The sequence below is a fragment of the Mycobacterium sp. DHQP2018-32-09 genome (assembly GCF_058148405.1).
Genome location: NZ_JBYVYK010000007.1, coordinates 1 through 16,578, shown reverse-complemented (window position 1 = coordinate 16,578; position 16,578 = coordinate 1). Strand labels below are relative to the sequence as shown.

19 protein-coding genes are annotated in these 16,578 nt (G+C 71.1%); 5 read left to right on the top strand and 14 right to left on the bottom strand.

Features of this window, described 5'->3' with window-relative positions:
• Positions 1-99: 99 nt before the first annotated feature.
• Positions 100-1,404, bottom strand: a complete 1,305-nt coding sequence (locus AC30CM_RS05215; RefSeq protein WP_490115768.1) for a S1C family serine protease — start codon at positions 1,402-1,404, stop codon at positions 100-102.
• A 216-nt stretch (positions 1,405-1,620) separates the two neighbouring features.
• On the bottom strand, positions 1,621-2,277 hold the full coding sequence (locus AC30CM_RS05210) for a TetR/AcrR family transcriptional regulator (protein WP_490115767.1): 657 nt from the start codon (positions 2,275-2,277) through the stop codon (positions 1,621-1,623).
• A gap of 51 nt (positions 2,278-2,328) precedes the next feature.
• Between AC30CM_RS05210 and AC30CM_RS05205 the strand changes: the two genes are divergently transcribed.
• Positions 2,329-3,201 carry an SDR family NAD(P)-dependent oxidoreductase gene (locus AC30CM_RS05205; RefSeq protein WP_490115766.1) on the top strand — a complete coding sequence of 291 codons (873 nt, stop codon included), beginning with the start codon at positions 2,329-2,331 and terminating at the stop codon, positions 3,199-3,201.
• Positions 3,202-3,297: 96 nt separating this feature from the next.
• On the top strand, positions 3,298-4,065 hold the full coding sequence (locus AC30CM_RS05200; RefSeq protein ID WP_490115765.1) for an SDR family oxidoreductase: 768 nt from the start codon (positions 3,298-3,300) through the stop codon (positions 4,063-4,065).
• A 5-nt stretch (positions 4,066-4,070) separates the two neighbouring features.
• Here the strand turns inward: AC30CM_RS05200 and AC30CM_RS05195 are convergent, their stop codons facing one another.
• Together AC30CM_RS05195 and AC30CM_RS05190 are read right to left on the bottom strand one after the other, a co-directional pair.
• Complete coding sequence (locus AC30CM_RS05195; RefSeq protein ID WP_490115764.1) at positions 4,071-4,943, bottom strand: alpha/beta fold hydrolase; 873 nt, start codon at positions 4,941-4,943, stop codon at positions 4,071-4,073.
• A gap of 27 nt (positions 4,944-4,970) precedes the next feature.
• Positions 4,971-5,852, bottom strand: coding sequence for an SDR family NAD(P)-dependent oxidoreductase (locus AC30CM_RS05190; protein WP_490115763.1), 882 nt, complete (start codon positions 5,850-5,852; stop codon positions 4,971-4,973).
• Between the two features lie 89 nt (positions 5,853-5,941).
• On the opposite strand from AC30CM_RS05190, the gene AC30CM_RS05185 reads away from it, so the two are divergent.
• Entirely contained in the window at positions 5,942-6,493 is a 552-nt protein-coding gene (locus AC30CM_RS05185) for a TetR/AcrR family transcriptional regulator (RefSeq protein ID WP_490115762.1), read from the top strand.
• Here the strand turns inward: AC30CM_RS05185 and AC30CM_RS05180 are convergent.
• The 6 genes from AC30CM_RS05180 to AC30CM_RS05155 all read right to left on the bottom strand — a co-directional run bounded on the left by AC30CM_RS05180 (position 6,393) and on the right by AC30CM_RS05155 (position 12,559).
• On the bottom strand, positions 6,393-7,085 hold the full coding sequence (locus tag AC30CM_RS05180; protein ID WP_490115761.1) for a TetR/AcrR family transcriptional regulator: 693 nt from the start codon (positions 7,083-7,085) through the stop codon (positions 6,393-6,395). The two genes, AC30CM_RS05185 and AC30CM_RS05180, sit on opposite strands and share 101 nt — an antisense overlap.
• Before the next feature lie 4 nt (positions 7,086-7,089).
• The gene (locus AC30CM_RS05175; RefSeq protein ID WP_490115760.1) at positions 7,090-7,728 is read right to left on the bottom strand and encodes a class II aldolase/adducin family protein; all 639 of its coding nucleotides are present in this window, start codon (positions 7,726-7,728) and stop codon (positions 7,090-7,092) included.
• Positions 7,725-8,990 (bottom strand): aminotransferase class III-fold pyridoxal phosphate-dependent enzyme, encoded by a 1,266-nt coding sequence (locus tag AC30CM_RS05170; protein ID WP_490115759.1) that lies wholly within the window; start codon positions 8,988-8,990, stop codon positions 7,725-7,727. Before AC30CM_RS05170 ends, AC30CM_RS05175 begins: the two co-directional genes overlap by 4 nt.
• Positions 8,987-10,003, bottom strand: coding sequence for a carbohydrate kinase family protein (locus AC30CM_RS05165; protein WP_490115758.1), 1,017 nt, complete (start codon positions 10,001-10,003; stop codon positions 8,987-8,989). The genes AC30CM_RS05170 and AC30CM_RS05165 overlap by 4 nt, the downstream gene beginning before the upstream one ends.
• Positions 9,990-11,459: an APC family permease gene (locus tag AC30CM_RS05160; protein ID WP_490115757.1), complete on the bottom strand. Its 1,470-nt coding sequence runs from the start codon at positions 11,457-11,459 to the stop codon at positions 9,990-9,992. Before AC30CM_RS05160 ends, AC30CM_RS05165 begins: the two co-directional genes overlap by 14 nt.
• Before the next feature lie 158 nt (positions 11,460-11,617).
• Positions 11,618-12,559, bottom strand: a complete 942-nt coding sequence (locus AC30CM_RS05155; protein ID WP_490115756.1) for an AraC family transcriptional regulator — start codon at positions 12,557-12,559, stop codon at positions 11,618-11,620.
• A gap of 81 nt (positions 12,560-12,640) precedes the next feature.
• On the opposite strand from AC30CM_RS05155, the gene AC30CM_RS05150 reads away from it, so the two are divergent.
• Together AC30CM_RS05150 and AC30CM_RS05145 are read left to right on the top strand one after the other, a co-directional pair.
• Positions 12,641-13,477, top strand: coding sequence for an NAD(P)H-binding protein (locus AC30CM_RS05150; protein ID WP_490115755.1), 837 nt, complete (start codon positions 12,641-12,643; stop codon positions 13,475-13,477).
• A complete protein-coding gene (locus tag AC30CM_RS05145) occupies positions 13,474-13,890 on the top strand; it encodes a pyridoxamine 5'-phosphate oxidase family protein (protein ID WP_490115754.1) in 417 nt (138 codons plus the stop codon). Before AC30CM_RS05150 ends, AC30CM_RS05145 begins: the two co-directional genes overlap by 4 nt.
• Positions 13,891-13,896: 6 nt before the next feature.
• On the opposite strand, the gene AC30CM_RS05140 is transcribed toward AC30CM_RS05145, so the two are convergent.
• From AC30CM_RS05140 to AC30CM_RS05125, 4 genes are all read right to left on the bottom strand, one after another.
• Positions 13,897-14,421 (bottom strand): hypothetical protein, encoded by a 525-nt coding sequence (locus tag AC30CM_RS05140; RefSeq protein ID WP_490115753.1) that lies wholly within the window; start codon positions 14,419-14,421, stop codon positions 13,897-13,899.
• A complete protein-coding gene (locus tag AC30CM_RS05135) occupies positions 14,418-15,041 on the bottom strand; it encodes a flavin reductase family protein (RefSeq protein ID WP_490115752.1) in 624 nt (207 codons plus the stop codon). The genes AC30CM_RS05140 and AC30CM_RS05135 overlap by 4 nt, the downstream gene beginning before the upstream one ends.
• A gap of 40 nt (positions 15,042-15,081) precedes the next feature.
• Positions 15,082-15,531 (bottom strand): ATP-binding protein, encoded by a 450-nt coding sequence (locus tag AC30CM_RS05130; protein ID WP_490115751.1) that lies wholly within the window; start codon positions 15,529-15,531, stop codon positions 15,082-15,084.
• 33 nt (positions 15,532-15,564) lie between these two features.
• A partial coding sequence (locus AC30CM_RS05125) for a 4-alpha-glucanotransferase (protein WP_490115750.1) occupies positions 15,565-16,578 on the bottom strand: 1,014 nt, incomplete at its 5' end.

The window sequence follows — 16,578 nt, the reverse complement described above, 5'->3', positions numbered from 1 at the left end:
TGCTGGAGTCCCGCCGCTCAGGGGTGTCGTGCGCGCGCTAACCGGTTGGCGAGCAACTCATTCTGCGAGTCGTCTTCGAGGCTCCGGTGCCGCGGTCGATCACTGCTGTCGCGCGGTGACCGGCTCGGCCTTGCCGAGGGTGACCTGCGAGGTGCGCGTGTCTCCCGAACCGTCGCTGTAGGTCAGCGCGACGGTGTCGCCCGGCGCCCGCGAACGGATGGCCGCCACCAGGGCTTCGGGTCCGTCGATCACCTGGTCGTCGACCTTGGTGACCACGACGCCGCTGGGCACGCCCGCCTGCGCGGCGGGGCCGCCCGCGGTGACGTCGGCCAGGGCAGCACCCTGGGCGGTGTCGGCGCTCTGGTCCGTGCTCAGCTGCACCCCGAGCGAGCCGTGGCTGGCGCTACCCGTGGACACCAGCTCGTCGGCGATCCGCTTGGCCTGGTCGGACGGGATGGCGAAGCCGAGACCGATCGAACCGGGCTGTCCGCCACCGGAACTCGCGCCGCCTCCCATGCTGGCGATGGCCGAGTTGACGCCGACGAGTTCGCCCTTCATGTTGACGAGGGCGCCACCCGAGTTGCCGGGATTGATGGCGGCGTCGGTCTGCATGGCCTCGATCACCGAGACGTCGCTGCCCGGGCCGTCACCCGCGGCGACTGGCCGGTTCAGCGCGCTGATGATGCCCGAGGTGACCGTGCCCTGCAGCCCGAGCGGCGACCCGATCGCCACCACCTGTTCACCGACCTTGACGTCCTTGGACGAGCCGATGGTGATGGGCGTCAGGTTGGACACGCCCTGCGCGCGCACCACCGCGAGGTCGCCCATGGGATCGGTGCCCACGACCGTGAACGGCGTCGACCGACCGTCGGCGAAGGTCACCTTGGCCGTCGCGCCGCCGCCGGCCTGGGCGGCGTCGGCCACCACGTGGTTGTTGGTGAGGATCAGGCCGTCCGGGCTCAGCACGATCCCGGATCCCTCGCCGCCGTGATCGCCCTCCATCACCGACAGCTGCACCACGCTGGGCAGCACCTTGGCGGCGACCTCCTCGACCGAACCGACGGGCCGGGCGGCGACGGGCTGCGACGCCGCAGGCTGACTCGTCGAGTGGGTGACGGCCGGGGCGTGGTGCGCGTCGCCGACCATCACGGCCGCCCCCGCGCCGATGCCACCGCTCACCACTGCCAGCGCTGCAGCCCCGACGACCAGTGCGCCGCGACGTCCGCGACGCGAGGACGGCACGCCGTGGTGCGGCGCGGCAGGGTGTCCGGCATGCTGTCCGGCAGGGTGTCCGGCGGGGTGTCCGGCATGCTGCGGCGCGGCGTACGGGGGCGGCGGGGTGTGGGACTGGGACCAGGCCTGCGGGGCCGGTGGCACGGGGCGGTAGCCCGGAGGTGTCGTCATGGTTTCCAAGGTGCGCCACGCTGCTGAGACCGCACTGAGAGCACGATCAGGGTAGGCCGAGAAGGTGTCGTGGAGTCGCCGTGAGCGCCTCTGCTCGGGTGCCGCAGACCCTGTCCACGCCGACCAGGACCGCCACCCGCAGCGGAACGCGAGGGCCGGCTGTCGTTCGACGTGCGCCGCAACGCCTCTCGCGAGGGAATCGAGTGTCGACCTCGATCACCCACGACCGCGGCGGACGGTCTCGTCGATGAGGGTGAGCAGGCTCTCGGTGAGTTCTTCGGCGGTGGTCTGCCACTTGTCGGTATGCAGCAGGCCACTCATGTCGAGGCCCACGGCACCGTGTACACCCGTCAGGAGCATCGCGGCATAGCGTTCGGCGTCGTCGGGCATGCCAGTGCCAGTGCCAGTGCCAGTGCCAGTGCCAGTGCCAGTGCCAGTGCCAGTGCCCGTGCCAGTGCCCAGGATTCCGGTGACGATGCCGAGGAACTCATCGCACGTGCGTTGTGCGGCCAAGAACACGGTGGCCGGATCGCCCTCTGGCGGGCGGAACATCAGCCGGTACAGGTGCGGCTGTCGCCGGCCCACGGTGATGATCTGCGTCAACGCCGCTCGCAGCGTGTCGAGGGCGGCAAGCTCGGCGTCGGCGGACAGCTCCCGCAGTCGATCGCCGAGGCGCATCCAGCCGTCCGCGGCCACCGCGGTGAGCAGGCCCTCCTTGTCGGTGAAGTGTCGGTAGGGCGCACCCCGGCTCACACCCGCGCGAGCACCGACTTCACGCAGCGTGACGGCGTCGAGTCCCCCGCCGTCCAGCAGTTGGGCAGCCTGATCGATCAAGGCGCGGCGCGTGGCGGCAGCCGATTCCTGGCGACTCATGTCCCGACCACTCTAGTTGACACTGTCACCTGAAGGCGTACGGTCATTCAGATGACGTTGTCAACTGAACAACTGGTCGTCGTCACCGGCGCCTCCACCGGACTGGGCGCCGCCACCGCCCGAGAGATGGCGCGACGTGGGTTCCACGTGCTCGCCGGGGTCCGACGAAACGGCGACGCCGACGTGATCCGACGGACGAACGTCGAGCCCGTGATCCTCGACATCACCGATCCCGAACACGTCGACGCGCTCGCCTCGAGGGTGCGGGAGGATCCGCTGGGCCGGACCCTGCGAGCGGTCGTGAACAACGCCGCGGTACAGGCCAACGTTCCGATCGAGGTCTTCGACATGGCTCGCTGGCGAGAGATGTTCGACGTCAACCTCTTCGGCCACGTTGCCGTCATTCAGGCCCTGCTGCCGTCGCTGATCGACGGCCGGGGGCGGGTGGTCAACGTCAGTTCGGTGGGAGGCCGGATCGCGATGGCCACCTACGGTCCGTACGCGGCGTCGAAGTTCGCGCTCGAAGCCGTGAGCGACTCCCTGCGACGCGAGGTGGCCCGCCATGGGGTCCAGGTGGTCGTGATCGAACCCGGTGCCGTGCGCACGGAGATGCTGGGCAGGGCCATCGCCGGCGCCCACGATCAGCTCGCGGCGATGACCCCGGCGCAGCGTCGTCGCTATGGCGGGCTGGTGCAGGCCGTGAACGCGCAGGCCGAAGCGTCGACCAGGTCCGGCCTGCCCGCCGACGCCGCGGCGGCCGTCATCGCCAAAGCGGTCACCGTCCGCAAGCCGCGCACGCGGTACCCCGTCGGAAGGGAAGCCGCCCTGCTCTCGGTGGCGCGCTTGCTGCCCGACCGGCTCCTGGATCGCGTCTTGGACGCCGCGCTGCGCGCGCACCTGCCCAGGGAGACACCCCGGCCGTGACCCCCGATTCTCCGCCTTACCGTGACCTTATGTAGTCCTTATTTTTCTTAAAAAGGCGTGTACGGTAGGAGCTGCCCGACCGTCGAAGGAGTCCCCATGACCCGCGAGCCCGCACGAATCGTCCTGGTCACCGGTGCCTCGAAGGGCATCGGCGCCGAGGTGGCACGGCAGTTGGCCGGCGCGGACACCCACGTGATCGTCAACCACCGCGGCGACGCCGAACGCGCCAGCGGGGTGGCCGCCGCCATCCGCGACGCCGGCGGCGCCGCGACGATCATGCCCGCCGACAATGCCGCCGAGTCCGACGCCGCGGCGATGGCCGAGGCCATCGCCGCACGGTTCGGTCGCCTCGACGCGCTGGTGCTGACGGCCTCCAGCCGGGTGGGGGCGGGCAGCGACCTCGGGTTGGCGATGCGCCTGAACCGCGACGCCAACCGGCGCCTCGCGGCGCTGGCCCTGCCGCTGATGCCTGCCGGCGCACGCATCGTCTACGCGACCAACCACCAGGCGCACTTCTTCCCCCACAAGGCCGTCCCGAAGGGCTACACGGCGGCCGCCGCGAGCCAACGTGCCGGGGAGACCGCGCTCTACGCCATGCGTCCGGCCTTCGACCGGGCGGGCATCCACTTCTCCGTGGTGTCGGCGGACCTGGTCGATGGCGCGACCGTCAGCGGGCTGGTCCAGCCGCGCAACGTCGAGGGCATCGCCGAGGGCGGCGAGGGTGGCGAGGGTGGCGAGGGTAAGGCCGCCCACCGCGATCGCGTGCACCGCGCCGCGTTCACCGCGGCCATCGTGCACGCCGCGACCACCGCGCACCCGGCCAGCGTCGTCTACACCGGCGGGGACCACCTGCTCAGCGCTTGAGGCCGCTAACCGCGTTGCGCGGCAACCACACTCGTCTGCTCGATGAATTCCTCGATCAGGTCCACGACCTTGTTGGGTGCCTCCACCTGGGCGAAGTGGCCCACGCCGGGCAGCACCTCCAGTCGGCAGTCCGGCCGGGCCTCGAGCGCGGCATAGGCGTGGTCGACCGGGATGATCGCGTCGTCCTCGCCCCAGATGGCCAGCGTGGGTAGATCGGCGCGGGTGCTCAGCCGGTTGAGCGCGCTCACCGACTGCCCGCGGTAGTCCACGACCGAGCGCAGCGTCCGCAGGAACGACACCCGGGTGCTGGCGTCCTTGAACGAGGAGTACGCGCTCCAGATCTCGGCGCCCCGCGGAGAACGCAGACCCAGCGACGTGAGCCACGACTTCACCGAGTCGCCGGCGCGGACCACGAATTCTGGCGCGATCAACGGCATGATCAGCTCCGCGCCCGGCGCCGACAGCAGCCGTAGGATCAGCCCCACGTCTTGGCCGAGTCCGCCGCTGCTGATCAGCACGAGTCGGCGGCAGTAGTCGGGATGCTGGTAGAGGAACTGCATCGCGATGCCCCCGCCGAGGGACTGTCCGACGATGGTCGCGGCGTCGACGCCCAGTTCGTCGAGCAGGTCGCGCAGCCCCACCGCGAACGCCCCCAGGGAGTAGTCGGTGCGCGGTTTCGCGGACTGCCCGTGTCCCAGCAGATCCGGTGCGATGACGCGATAGGACCTGCTCAACCGGGGAATGATCTCGCGCCACGTGTGGGCGCTGCCCGCCATCCCGTGGATGAGCAGGATGGCCTCCGCGGGATGGCCGCCGGCCGGGCCTTCGTCGTAGTAGGCCAGCCGCTCGCCGTGGATCTCCATGTAGCGCTGTTGCATGCGAACGCCTCCGTTCCGACGCAGAGTCTACCGATCGGTAACATCCTGCGCGTCGTTCGGCGGGAAGTCGACGGGATAGGGCTGACCGAAGTCCGCGGATCGCCCCACCTCCGCCCACCGGCGATCCTGCCGCAGCAGCGCCTCGTCGTGTGCCATTGAGCCGTCGACCGCATTGACTCCCAGCGGCAGGTGATAGGGCAGGTCGGCGTGTCGCGACAACCGCACCAAGATCTCGGCCGCGCGCGCCGGGTCACCCGCGGACACGGCGTCCGAGGCTCGGATGGCGGACATGGCGCCGACCGTCTCGGCGTAGTGGGATGGGACGTCGGCGACCCTCATCGAGGCGCCGGCCCAGTCGGTGGCGAACCCGCTGGGCTCGATGACCACCACCTGGATGCCGAACGGTGCGGTCTCCTTCTGCAGCACCCGCGAGAAGCCGTCGATCGCGAACTTCGCGGCCTGATAGGACGCGATGCCTGCCGAGCCGCCCACGCGACCTCCCATCGACGAGAACTGCAGCACCAGCCCGCCGCCCTGCGCGCGCAGCACGGGGATGACGGCCTTGGACACGTGGTACACACCCCAGAAGTTGGTCTCGAACTGGGCGCGGAAGTCCTCGTCGGACCCGGTCTCGATGGGTGCGACGTTGGCGTACCCGGCGTTGTTCACCACCACGTCCAGACGGCCGAAGCGCTCGCGGGCCGCCGCCACCGCGGTCGCCACGGCCGCCGGGTCGGTGACGTCGAGCGGGAACGTCGCGACGCGGTCGCCGTACTCCTCGGAGATGTCGGCCAGCTGTTCGGGGCGACGCGCCGTGGCCGCGACCGTGTCGCCCGCGGCCAGCGCCGCGCGGACGAGTTCGCGGCCGAACCCGCGCGACGATCCCGTGACGAACCAGGTCTTGCTCATGAGCGTGTCCTATCTGATAGTCGAGCTTTCATTTAGGGTGAACGCACGACCGCCGGTTTCGCTTCCCCGGCCATCACGAAGGAGTTCGGATGCGGCGCGACGCCGAGACCAATCGCGACCGGTTGCTCGCCGCCGCCGAGGACGTCTTCGCCCGCCGAGGCCCGGCCGCCACGCTCGAGGACGTCGCCCGCGCCGCCGGTGTCGGTCCCGCCACCCTGTACCGCCGGTTCGCCAACAAGGACGCCCTCGTCCGCGAGGTACTGGCCGGGTTCTTCCAGCACCTCCTCGACGTCGCCCGCCGAGCCCAGGAGGCGCCCCCCGCCGAGGGCTTGGCGGTGTTCCTGGGGACCGTCGGCGTGGAACTGGCCCGCAAGTCCGGGCTGTCGGCGCCGATGTGGGGCGACCTCGCGCCCCGCGGCCTGGTCGACGAACTACGCGACCTGTCCGTCGAGGTGCTGCGGCGCGGTCAGCGTGCCGGCGCCGTCGACGAGGCGGTGACACCCGACGACGTGGCGGCCGCGGTGTGGGCGCTGCGGGGCGTCATCCAGTCCGAGGCCGTCGACCCCGCACGCTCCGGCCGGCAGCTGTGGCAGCGGCATCTGGCGACGGTGTTGCGGGGTTTCGCGACCGGCGCCCGTTGACGAGGAACCCCAGCGCGGTCAGGTGTGCGCGCATCAACGCCTCCTGCCGCCCGCTGGGCAGTCGCGTCGGGAACAACTCGGCATGGACCGACAACCCGTCGATGACGGCGATCAGCAACTCGGCGATCTCGTCGTCGCCGAGATCGCTGTCGAGTCCACCTGCCACGCGCACGTCGGTGACGAGGGCGCGCAGCTGGGCCAGCAGCTCGTCGGCGGCCTCGCGCTGGAACTCCCGCAGGTCCGGGTTCGACAGCGCGCGCGGCCAGAAGGTGATCTCCATCAGCGTCTCGACGCGACGTTCGTCGTCGAGCGGGAGATTCTGCATCAGCATCGCCCACAGTCGGCCGAACGCGTCCTTGCCGCGCATGCTGTCCTCGACGCGCGTCATGAACTCCCGGTGCGTGGTGACCAGGATCGAGCGCAGGATGTCGTCCTTGTCCTGAAAGTAATGGCTCAGAACACCATTGGAGTAGCCGGACTCCTGCGCGATGGCGCGGGTGGTCGTGTGCTCCAGACCGACGTTGTCGATGACCCGGATCGCGGCGCGCAGGATCTCCTCGCGACGCTCGTCGTGGTCGACGATCTTCGGCATGTCGTCAACCGTACGACAGCCGACTGCCCTGTTCCACGACCGCCGCCAGGTCGTCCTCGGTGAGCAGTGCCGGGGAGCCCAGCCCGTGTGCCGCCAGGTAGACGTCGCACGCCCACTCCAGCAGGCCCGTGTGTTCGACGGCCTCGGCCAGCGACCCGGCACTGCTCACCGCGCCGTGATTGCGCATCAGCACCGTGCCGTAGCCCGCGCCGACGGCGTCGCCCACCGTCGCCGCGAGTTCGGCGGAACCGAACACGGCGTACGGCACCGTCGGCACGCTGCCGCCCAGCCGCACCAGGTTGTAGTGCACCAACGGCATTCGGTCGCAGACCAGTCCGACGGCGACCGAGCTGCGACCGTGGGTGTGCACCACCGCTTGAGCGGCGCTGCGCGCGTAGATGCCCAGGTGCAGGCCCGTCTCCGACGACGGCCGCGCTCCGGCGACCACCTCGCCCGTCGACGTCACGACCGTGACGTCGTCGGGTTCGGCACGCTCGAACCGCAGTCCCGAACGGGTGATCAGGACGTGGTCGCCACGACGCACGCTGACGTTCCCGGCTCCCGCCAAAGCCAGTCCCTGGCTTGCCAATTCGCGACAGCGCGCCGCGACGTCCATCCTCGCGGCGTCGAGGTCGGCGCTCATCGTGGGGCGCGGGCCCGCAGCGCGGCGAAGGCACCGTCCAGTCCCGTCAGCGCCATGTCCAGGTCGTCGGCCGTCATCGCCGCCGAGACGAACCAGTTGTGCTTGGGGTGCACGTAGACACCGCGCGCCTGCGCCTCCGCGCTGAACGCGACGGCCAGTTCGTGGTGGGTGTCGTTGGCGAACAGCAGGTTCGGCATCTGGGCGGGTCCGGTGTAGTGCACGTCGAAACCCCACCGACCCGCGCTGTCCAGGATGCCGGTGCGCAGCTGCTCGCCCACGTCGCGCATCGTGGTGACGGCGTCGCGGCGGGCCAGCTCGGTCAGCGTGGCGAGACCTGCGGCCATGGCCACCGCCCCCATCCAGAACGATCCGGTGACGAACACGCTGCTCGCCGCGTCCCGGAAGCGATCGGTGCCCGTGACGGCGGCCAGCGGATGACCGTTGGCGATTGCCTTACTCCACGGGGTCAGATCCGGTTGCACGCCAAGCGGTTCCCAACTACCACCGTGGTGCAACCGGAATCCGGCGCGGACGTCGTCGAGGATCAGTGCGGCACCGATCTCGTCGCAGTACGCCCGGACCTCGCGCGCGAAGACGGGATCCACCAACTCCTGGTTCAATCCGGCGTCGTGCCGGAACGGGCTGACGATCACGGCGGCGACGTCGTCGCCCCGCTCGCCGACGGCGGCGCGGATCGAGGCGACGTCGTTGTAGCGGTAGTACAGCAGGTTCGCGCGGTCGGCCGCGGTGACGCCTGCGGGGAACGGCGTGCACCAGGGCGCGGCGCCGTGGTAGGCGCCCTCGGCGACGAGGATCAGCGCGCGTCCGGTCTCGGCACGCGCGATGGTGCAGCACATGGTGGTGGCGTCGGTTCCGTTCTTGGCGAACATCACCCAGTCGGCGTGCTCGATCGCCTCGACCATGGCCTCGGCCAGCTCGACCATGACCGGTGCGGGTCCGTTCAGGCAGTCACCGTCGCGCCGCTGTCGCTCGGCGGCCTCTTCGACCACCGGGTCGCCGTGGCCCAGGATCACCGGCCCCCAACTGCACATCAGGTCCACGTACTCGTTGCCGTCCACGTCCCACAGCCGCGCACCGCGAGCGCGCGCGACGTACTGCGGAATGCCGGGCAGCGCACCCATGTCGAGATGCCCGTACATGCCGCCCGGTACGACGGCACGGGCGCGATCCCGCAGTTCGGTGTCGATGCGGCGCTGCCGCCGATCGGTGGCGTTGCCGACGCTGGTGTGGGTGGTGGTCACGATGATCTCCTCGATGTGGCGTTGGCGGTGACGCGGGCACGGATGCGGGCGGCGGCGTCGGGGTGACCGTGGGCCACCGTGTCCAGTACGCCGCGAAGGTCGACGATGCCCGCGTCCGACCCCAGACCGGAGGCCACCAGGGCACCGCAGGCGCAGCCGAGCAGCGCGGCGTCCTCAGGGTCGCAGCCCAGCAGCAGCCCCGTGATCATGCCCGCGTTGAACGAGTCCCCACACCCGGTGGTGTCGACGACCGTGGTGGTCAGCGCGGGGATCGCCACCGTGTCGGCGTCGGGACGCACCAGCAGAGCACCCTGGGCGCCGACCGTCGCCGCCACCGCGCCGACGCCGTGCGACAGCAGCAGGCGGGCGCTCTCCTCGACGTCGCCGCGCCCGGCCAGACCGCACAGCTGCTCGTCGTTGGGCAGGAACCAGGAGACCAACGGCAGCAACGGTTTCAGCGTCGCGAGCAGGTCGGGGTGAGTGGGGTAGAGCAGGTCGACGAAGATGGGCGTACCCGCTGCGTGGACGTCGGCCAGCATGGCGATCCCGCTGGGCGACAACAGGTTCGGCATGGTCTCCGGACCGCCGAGCAGCACCGCGTCGGCCGCCAGCAGTGTCTCGGCGTCCAATTCCTCGGGGGTCATGGACGGTGTCGCGCCCGGCACGTGCAACGCGGGCCGCTCCCCGTTGGGGCGGATCGGCAGGATGGTCGCCGACGTGATGCCGCCGGGGCGTACCACCAGCCCCGAGGTGTCCACGCCCTGTGACCGCAGTTGCGTGAGCAGCAGCTGACCCAGCACGTCGTCGCCGACGGCACCGCACGAGGTGACCTCGCAACCGAGTTTGGCCAGGTCGACGGCCGCTCCGCCTCCGGTACCCGCGACCGTCACGCGGATCTCGTCGAGGACGGCACTGCCCTGCCCGGCCGGGATCTCGGTCACCGGGCGCCCCAGGACGTCGACGATGTGCGGTCCGATCACCGCTACGCGGCCCAGCACGTCAGGCTCGCTCACTGGGTTCGGGCACGGGGTCGAAGTCGACCACCACGTCGCGGCGACTCCGGTAGACGGCGAACCCCACGACGAAGGCGAGTGGGATCAGCCACGGCAGCAGGTTCGGCAGCGTGTCCTCGGTGCCGGTGAGCACGGAGTAGTTGGCGATGATCAGGCCGGTCGCCGTCAGGAGCCCGAGGGCGCCGATCGCCGGTGCCACCAACGTCTTCCACAGGCGGCCGTCGTGGCGCTTGCGGAAGAACACCACGACGGTCACCGCGACCGCGCCCTGCATCGCGACGATGCCCACGGTGAACAACCCGCCGAGGCTGGTGTAGATGCCGAGGTAGGGGTCGGCACCCAGGATCGCGAAGGCTGCCACCAGGACGGCGGTGAGCAGGGTCAGTGCCTCGCTGGCCCGCGCGGGTCCCTGGTAGCGGCGATGCAGCGTCCCGAGGAACTTCGGCATGGTGCCCTGCGTGCCCATCGTCTGGAGGTAGCGGGTGGTGGCGTTGTGCAGGGCCACCAGCGAGGCCAGCACGCTGGTGAGGAAGAAGATCTGCATGAGCGCCGTCAGCCAGCCGCCGCCGTAGTCGCCCGAGAGCACGAAGAGCAGGTCACCCTGGGCGACCTCCGTGCGCGGCACGATCTGGTCGACGCCGACGGAGCCGATGATCAGCCAGATGGTGAGGAAGTAGAACACCGAGATCGCACCCACGCAGAGGTAGATCGCCCGGGGGACGGTCGTGCCGGGATTGCGCGCCTCGTTGGCGTAGATGACGGCGGATTCGATGCCGATGAACGACGTGAAGGCGATCATCAGCGCGGGCCCGATGCTGCCCGAGAACACCTGGTCGGTCGAGAAGACGTCCAGCGGCAACGCCGAGAGACCCGAGCGCGCCAGGATCAGGACGTCGAGCACGACGAGCATGGCGAACTCCGCCACGATCATCACCAGCAGCACGGTGGCACTGAGGTCGGCGGCGTGCCTGCCGAGTAGACCCACGATGACCATGGCCACCACGGAGTACACCCACCACGGGAGGTCGAGGCCGTGCGCTTGGGCGATCACGTCGGCGAAATAGCCTGCTGCAGCGGTGATCCCGATGGTGCCCGCACCGTAGGCCAGCGTGGTGGCATACGCTGCGCCCAATCCGGCGCCCGGGCCGAAGCCGGCGCGGACGTAGCGCGCGAAGCCGCCACCGCCGGGAACCGCACGGTTGATGGCGACGTATCCCGCGGCGAAGCAGCCCAGGACCAGGCCGGCGACCAGGAAGACCACCGGCAGGCCCGCCCCGTTGCCCAGGGTGAAGCCGATGGGCGTGTTGCCGATGACCGATCCCAGCGGCGCGGCGCAGGCGATGACCAGCAGCGCCACCCGGCCGGTGCCGAGGTTGGCCTTGTACCCGGTGGCGGGCGACGCGTCGTGGGGCGGCGCGGTCACTCCGGTGGCCGCATTCGGTGTTGGTCTTGACATCGCTTGTCTCCCGGGGTTTCTCGCAGGAAGGCGGGTGTGATGGCGCAGCCGGGCGAACCGTTCGACTGTGATCCGGATCGCACTGCCTTGGGACAGTAGTCGGACGTCCGACCTAAAACAAGGCGGCCGCGCGATCCTTTCCCGGCCGTAACGCGGCGTTACCTCCCCCTAACCTGCCCTGCGGCGCGCCGGAACTCGCTGGGGTTCATCCCGCGCACGCGCTTGAACGCCGCGCTGAACCCGAACGGCTCGGCATAGCCCACCGCCGCGGCGACGTCGGCGATGGTGGCCGACGGGTCGTCGATCAGCAGATCCGCCGCCACCGTCATGCGCCAGTTGGTCAGGTAGGTCAGAGGTGGCTCGCCGACGAGTTCGGAGAAGCGCTTGGCCAGCGTCGATCGCGACACCCCCGCCCGCGACGCCAGCGTCGTCACCGTCCACGCCGTCGCCGGCTCCGCGTGTACCAGCTGCAGGGCGTCGCCGACGACCGGATCGCGCAGCGCCGACCACCAGGCCGGCGGCGCCCCACCCGGCCGGTCGAACCACTCGCGGATGGTGCACACCAGCATCCAGTCGAGCAGCCGGTCGAGCACCACCTGTTGCCCGGGCACGTCGTGGGCCAGCTCGGCGGCCACGTGGTCGAGCACCGGGTCACCCGTGCCGCCTGCGTCGACGCGCAACACCACCGGCAGCGCGTCCAGCAGCCGAGCGCTGATGGCGCCGCTGACGGGATACGCGCCGACGATGAGGGTCGCCGCGCCGTCGCCGCCGACGTCGAGCCACCCGCGCCGGTGCCGCGTCCCGCCCGATTCCGGTACGGCGCAGTGCTCCCCGCACGCCACCGGCGCCGCCGGGGTGTCCAGCCGGTCGACGAACGTGAACGTCGACGGGCCGCGCACCACCACCGTGTCCCGGTCGCGCAGTCGGGCGGGTTCGCCGTGCTCCGGCACGATCCACCCCTCGCCGTCGAGCACGGTGCACAACGTCAACGGCGCGCCGTCGACGAAGTGCAGCGCCCACGGCGGCGTCAGCGTCGAACTGCCGAACAGCGAGCCGTGCGCCCGCACGCCGCGGAAGAGGTCACCGAACACGTCTACCACGCCCCGACCGTAGACGATTGGACAGGGATTGCGGCGCATTACCCATGGAATCGTCCGATCGTTGCCGCTTGACTGGACGACATGACCACCGACCCCATCCTCGTCCTCGCGGCATCCGGCAAGACCGGCCGCCGTGTCGCGGCTCGCCTCCGAGTTCGCGGCGTCCCCGTGCGCGCGGCATCGCGGTCCAGCGCCGTCCCCTTCGACTGGTCCGACCCGACGGGTTGGGACGCCGCCCTCACCGGAGCCGTCGCCGTGTACGCCGTGGCGCCACCGCAGCCCGGTCCGATGCACGACTTCGTGGTCCGCGCGCACGCCGCCGGCGCGCGCCGGGTGGTGCTGCTGTCCGGCCGGGGCGCCGACGATTACGGCGACTCCACGTTCGGGCTGGACATGCGCGACGCCGAGGACGCCGTCCGCAACTCCGACATGGAGTGGACGATATTGCGGCCCAACAACTTCGACCAGAACTTCGACGAGGACCTGTTTCAGGCGCCGTTGACGGCCGGTACGCTCGCACTGCCCGCGGGACCCGTCGGCGAGCCGTTCATCGACGTCGAGGACGTCGCCGACGTGGCCGCCGAGACGCTGCTGCGCCCCGACGGGCACGCGGGGCGCGTCTACGAGTTGAGCGGCCCCCGCGCCCTCAGCTTCGCCGAGGCCACCGAGTTGATCGGTCGTGCAGCCGACCGTCGCCTCACCTACGAGGAGATCGGCAGCGACGACTACGTTGCGGCACTGGTCGCAGGCGGCGTATCCGCGGACGACGCACGCCACGTGGCCGACATGTTCGCCCTGATGCGCGACGGCCTGATCGCCGCACCGGCCGACGGCGTCCAGACCGTGTTGGGCAGACCGCCGACGCCGTTCGAGGACTACGTGGTGCGGGCGGCAGCCCGGGGAGCGTGGCGGCGATGACCGGACTGACCCCTCGGGATCGCGAGTTGCTCGAGCGTCCCCTGCACGGTTTCTTCACCGCGGCCGACGGGCCGCGCCCGCCGCAACCTCGACCGGTGTGGTTCGAACTCACCGCGCAGGACACCCTGGCGCTGTTCACGCCGCCCGACAGTCCCAAGATGCGACGGCTGCACAGCGATCCGCGCGCCTCGCTCGTCGTCGCCGCCCCCATCGGGGAACGCGAACGCTGGGTGGCGGTGACCGGCCCCGTCACCGTCGAACCCGACGGCGCCGCAGCGCTCGCCGAACGCCTGGCCGCCCGCTACTGGGATCTGAGCGACCCGGCACGACGAGCCGACCGCGACGCGCTGCTGGCGCAGCCCTACGTCCGCGTGGTCATCCACCCCGAGTCGGTGCGGCGCTACGCGATGTGAGCGGATCTACCCGGCGCAGAACACGTTGCCCAGCCAGGTGTTCGAGCCGTCGCCGCCCACTGTGCTGTACAGCGTGGCCGGCATGCCGCGGAACCGCGTGTTCGTGGGTCCGCCGTCGCGGCCCGGCGGGCCGTCGGGGTACGCCAGCACCAGGTTGGCGTAGAACGACGTCCCTGCCGGACACTTCGAGCCGGGCGCCGCCGGTTCGGGCTCGTCGGCGTGCACCACCACCGGCACCGTGACGGTACGTCCGGCGGCGCAGTTGGGTTCGCACACGCGGTAGCCGTAGGTGCCCGTGCCGTCGGCGCCTCCGGGGCCCCACGCGCTCCACACCAGGTTGGTCAGCTCCTTGCCGCCGTCGGCGCACGTCTGGAAGACGATGTCGCCGGGCCGCTCCACCGGCGGCGAGCCCACGCCGTAACAGCCCGGCAGCGCCAAGGTCGCGGGCTCTGCCGCCGCAGGCACGGCGGCGGCCGCCAGGCCCGTGGCCATCGACAGTGCCGCACCCACGGCCAGAGTCCGCGCCCTCATGCCGGCCGCTCCATCTGGAACACGCCGTCGGGCGCGATCTCCGAGTAGTTCGCCGGTCCCCCGCCGCGCAGGATCGGCCGGGGCCCCGCGGTGTCGTACACCCCGTCGACCAACCAGCGACGGTCGATGTGCACGGCCACCACCTCCCCGAACACCATCCACGTGTCGATCTCCGAACCGTCGGCGTCCTGCAGCCGGACGAGCTGGGTCAGTCGGCATTCGAAGTTCACCGGGCTCTCGAGCACCCGCGCGGCGGTGACGACGGTGGCGGGCACGGCCGTCAGGCCGCCGCGGTCGAACTCGTCCTGGTCCGCGGGCAGGGAGGCCGACGTCGCGTTCATGCGCTCGGCGAGATCGCGCGTGGCCAGGTTCCACACGAAGTTGCCGGTGGCCGCGATGTTGGCGACGGTGTCCTTCCACCCCACGGAGGCGAAACCGATGATCGGCGGGTGGTAGTTGAAGCCGTTGAAGAAGCTGTAGGGCGCCAGGTTGCGGGCGCCGTCGGCGTCATGGCTGGAGATCCACCCGATGGGCCGCGGCCCCACGATGGCGTTGAACGGGTCGTGCGGCAGCCCCGTGCCCTCTCGTGGGCGATAGAAGTGGGCGTCGTCACCGGCCATCGTTACCTCTTCCCGTCGCCCCCGTGGCGTCGAGAGAAGGCTACGCCGACCGGCGGACGCAGTCCGAGAAGCTCATGGCCACGGTGGTTCCCGACGTCGACCCCATGATGCTGACGTCGTCGGCGACGGCGTGCATCAGCCGTACGCCGCGCCCGCGCGCCAGGTCGTCGGGCTGCGTCGCGGGATCCACCCAGCGGCCGTGGTCGGTCACGCAGACGCGCACGGTGTCGCGGCGCACGTCATAGGTGGCGTGAACCTGCATCGTCGCGTTCGTGCCGCCGTCGCGGTAGGCATGCTCGGCGCAGTTGGACAGGGCTTCGTAGGTCGCCAGTTCGATGTCCGCACCCCGCTCGGCGTCGACGTGCACCACGTCGCCCATCCAGCCTCGGACCATGCCGGTGAGGGCGGCGGCCCCGGACGCGTCCGCACGCGACGTGCCCGTGAGGGCACCCGGTGCGGGGGCCACTGGCTTCTGCAGCGTGAGAGGCATGGGGGTGGTCTTCCCATCCGCGGCCATAACTAGTCATCCCCGTGGCGATCGCGTGAATTCGCCACCCTCCCGGTACAGCGCCGTGATCTCGGCCACCCGCGGGTCGGCCCGCAACTCCTCCAGCGTGAGCGCCAACGGAAGGCGCCAGTTGGGGTACTCGTCCACGGTGCCCGGCAGGTTCGGCTGCCGCAGTTCCCCGGTCACGTCGTAGGGCGACACCAACTTCAGTCGGCTCGGCGTGACCGCCAGCAGCCGGTGCATCGCGACGATGATCCGAGCGTCGTCGACCTCGGCGTCGGCGCCGTCGTTGTCGTCGGTGCCGTCGGTGTCGTCCAACAGCCCCTCGGCGCGCAGCAGGGCCACCCACTCCGCACGCTCCCGGTCGGCGTTCGCCTGCTCGCCGGCGACGTCGTCGAGCAACCCCAACTCGGCCCGGGCCCGCACGTGCTCCCCGCGCAGGAACCCGCCCGCGGTGGGCAGGTCGTGCGTCGACAGGCTCGCCGCGGCCCGGGACGGCCACCGCTGAGGCGGCAGCAGCGGCTCGCCGGGCGCCGACTCGTCCCTGGTGAACCAGCCGACCGCGCACCCCAGCATCTCGTTGTCGGCCAGCGCGGTCGTCACCTCGGGTTCCACGGTGCCCAGGTCCTCGCCCACCACGATGGCCCCGGCGCGGTGCGCTTCCAGGGCCAGCACCGCCAGCATCGTCTCGGCGTCGTAGTGCACGTAGGTCCCGCGGTCCGGGCCGTCGCCCGGCGGGATCCACCACAGCCGCCACAGCCCGGCCACGTGGTCGATGCGCAGCCCGTCGGCGTGGTCGAGCACCGCGCGCAGCATGTCGCGCAGGGCGGCGTACCCCGTCTGCGCCAAGCGGTCGGGCCGCCACGGCGGCAGGCCCCAGTCCTGGCCGCGGGGCGTGAAGTTGTCAGGTGGGGCACCGACGCTCACGCCGGTGGCCAGCACGTCGGCCAGCGCCCACGCGTCGGCGCCCTCGGCGTCGACGCCCACCGCGAGGTCGTGCAGCACCCCCAGCGCCATGCCCGCGTCGCG

What these genes read in the sequence shown, in the direction of transcription:
- AC30CM_RS05215 (WP_490115768.1), bottom strand. Translation starts at nt 1,404, where the DNA reads ATGACGACACCTCCGGGCTACCGCCCCGTGCCACCGGCCCCGCAGGCC.
- AC30CM_RS05210 (WP_490115767.1), bottom strand. Translation starts at nt 2,277, where the DNA reads ATGAGTCGCCAGGAATCGGCTGCCGCCACGCGCCGCGCCTTGATCGAT.
- AC30CM_RS05205 (WP_490115766.1), top strand. Translation starts at nt 2,329, where the DNA reads ATGACGTTGTCAACTGAACAACTGGTCGTCGTCACCGGCGCCTCCACC.
- AC30CM_RS05200 (WP_490115765.1), top strand. Translation starts at nt 3,298, where the DNA reads ATGACCCGCGAGCCCGCACGAATCGTCCTGGTCACCGGTGCCTCGAAG.
- AC30CM_RS05195 (WP_490115764.1), bottom strand. Translation starts at nt 4,943, where the DNA reads ATGCAACAGCGCTACATGGAGATCCACGGCGAGCGGCTGGCCTACTAC.
- AC30CM_RS05190 (WP_490115763.1), bottom strand. Translation starts at nt 5,852, where the DNA reads ATGAGCAAGACCTGGTTCGTCACGGGATCGTCGCGCGGGTTCGGCCGC.
- AC30CM_RS05185 (WP_490115762.1), top strand. Translation starts at nt 5,942, where the DNA reads ATGCGGCGCGACGCCGAGACCAATCGCGACCGGTTGCTCGCCGCCGCC.
- AC30CM_RS05180 (WP_490115761.1), bottom strand. Translation starts at nt 7,085, where the DNA reads ATGCCGAAGATCGTCGACCACGACGAGCGTCGCGAGGAGATCCTGCGC.
- AC30CM_RS05175 (WP_490115760.1), bottom strand. Translation starts at nt 7,728, where the DNA reads ATGAGCGCCGACCTCGACGCCGCGAGGATGGACGTCGCGGCGCGCTGT.
- AC30CM_RS05160 (WP_490115757.1), bottom strand. Translation starts at nt 11,459, where the DNA reads ATGTCAAGACCAACACCGAATGCGGCCACCGGAGTGACCGCGCCGCCC.
- AC30CM_RS05150 (WP_490115755.1), top strand. Translation starts at nt 12,641, where the DNA reads ATGACCACCGACCCCATCCTCGTCCTCGCGGCATCCGGCAAGACCGGC.
- AC30CM_RS05145 (WP_490115754.1), top strand. Translation starts at nt 13,474, where the DNA reads ATGACCGGACTGACCCCTCGGGATCGCGAGTTGCTCGAGCGTCCCCTG.
- AC30CM_RS05140 (WP_490115753.1), bottom strand. Translation starts at nt 14,421, where the DNA reads ATGAGGGCGCGGACTCTGGCCGTGGGTGCGGCACTGTCGATGGCCACG.
- AC30CM_RS05135 (WP_490115752.1), bottom strand. Translation starts at nt 15,041, where the DNA reads ATGGCCGGTGACGACGCCCACTTCTATCGCCCACGAGAGGGCACGGGG.
- AC30CM_RS05130 (WP_490115751.1), bottom strand. Translation starts at nt 15,531, where the DNA reads ATGCCTCTCACGCTGCAGAAGCCAGTGGCCCCCGCACCGGGTGCCCTC.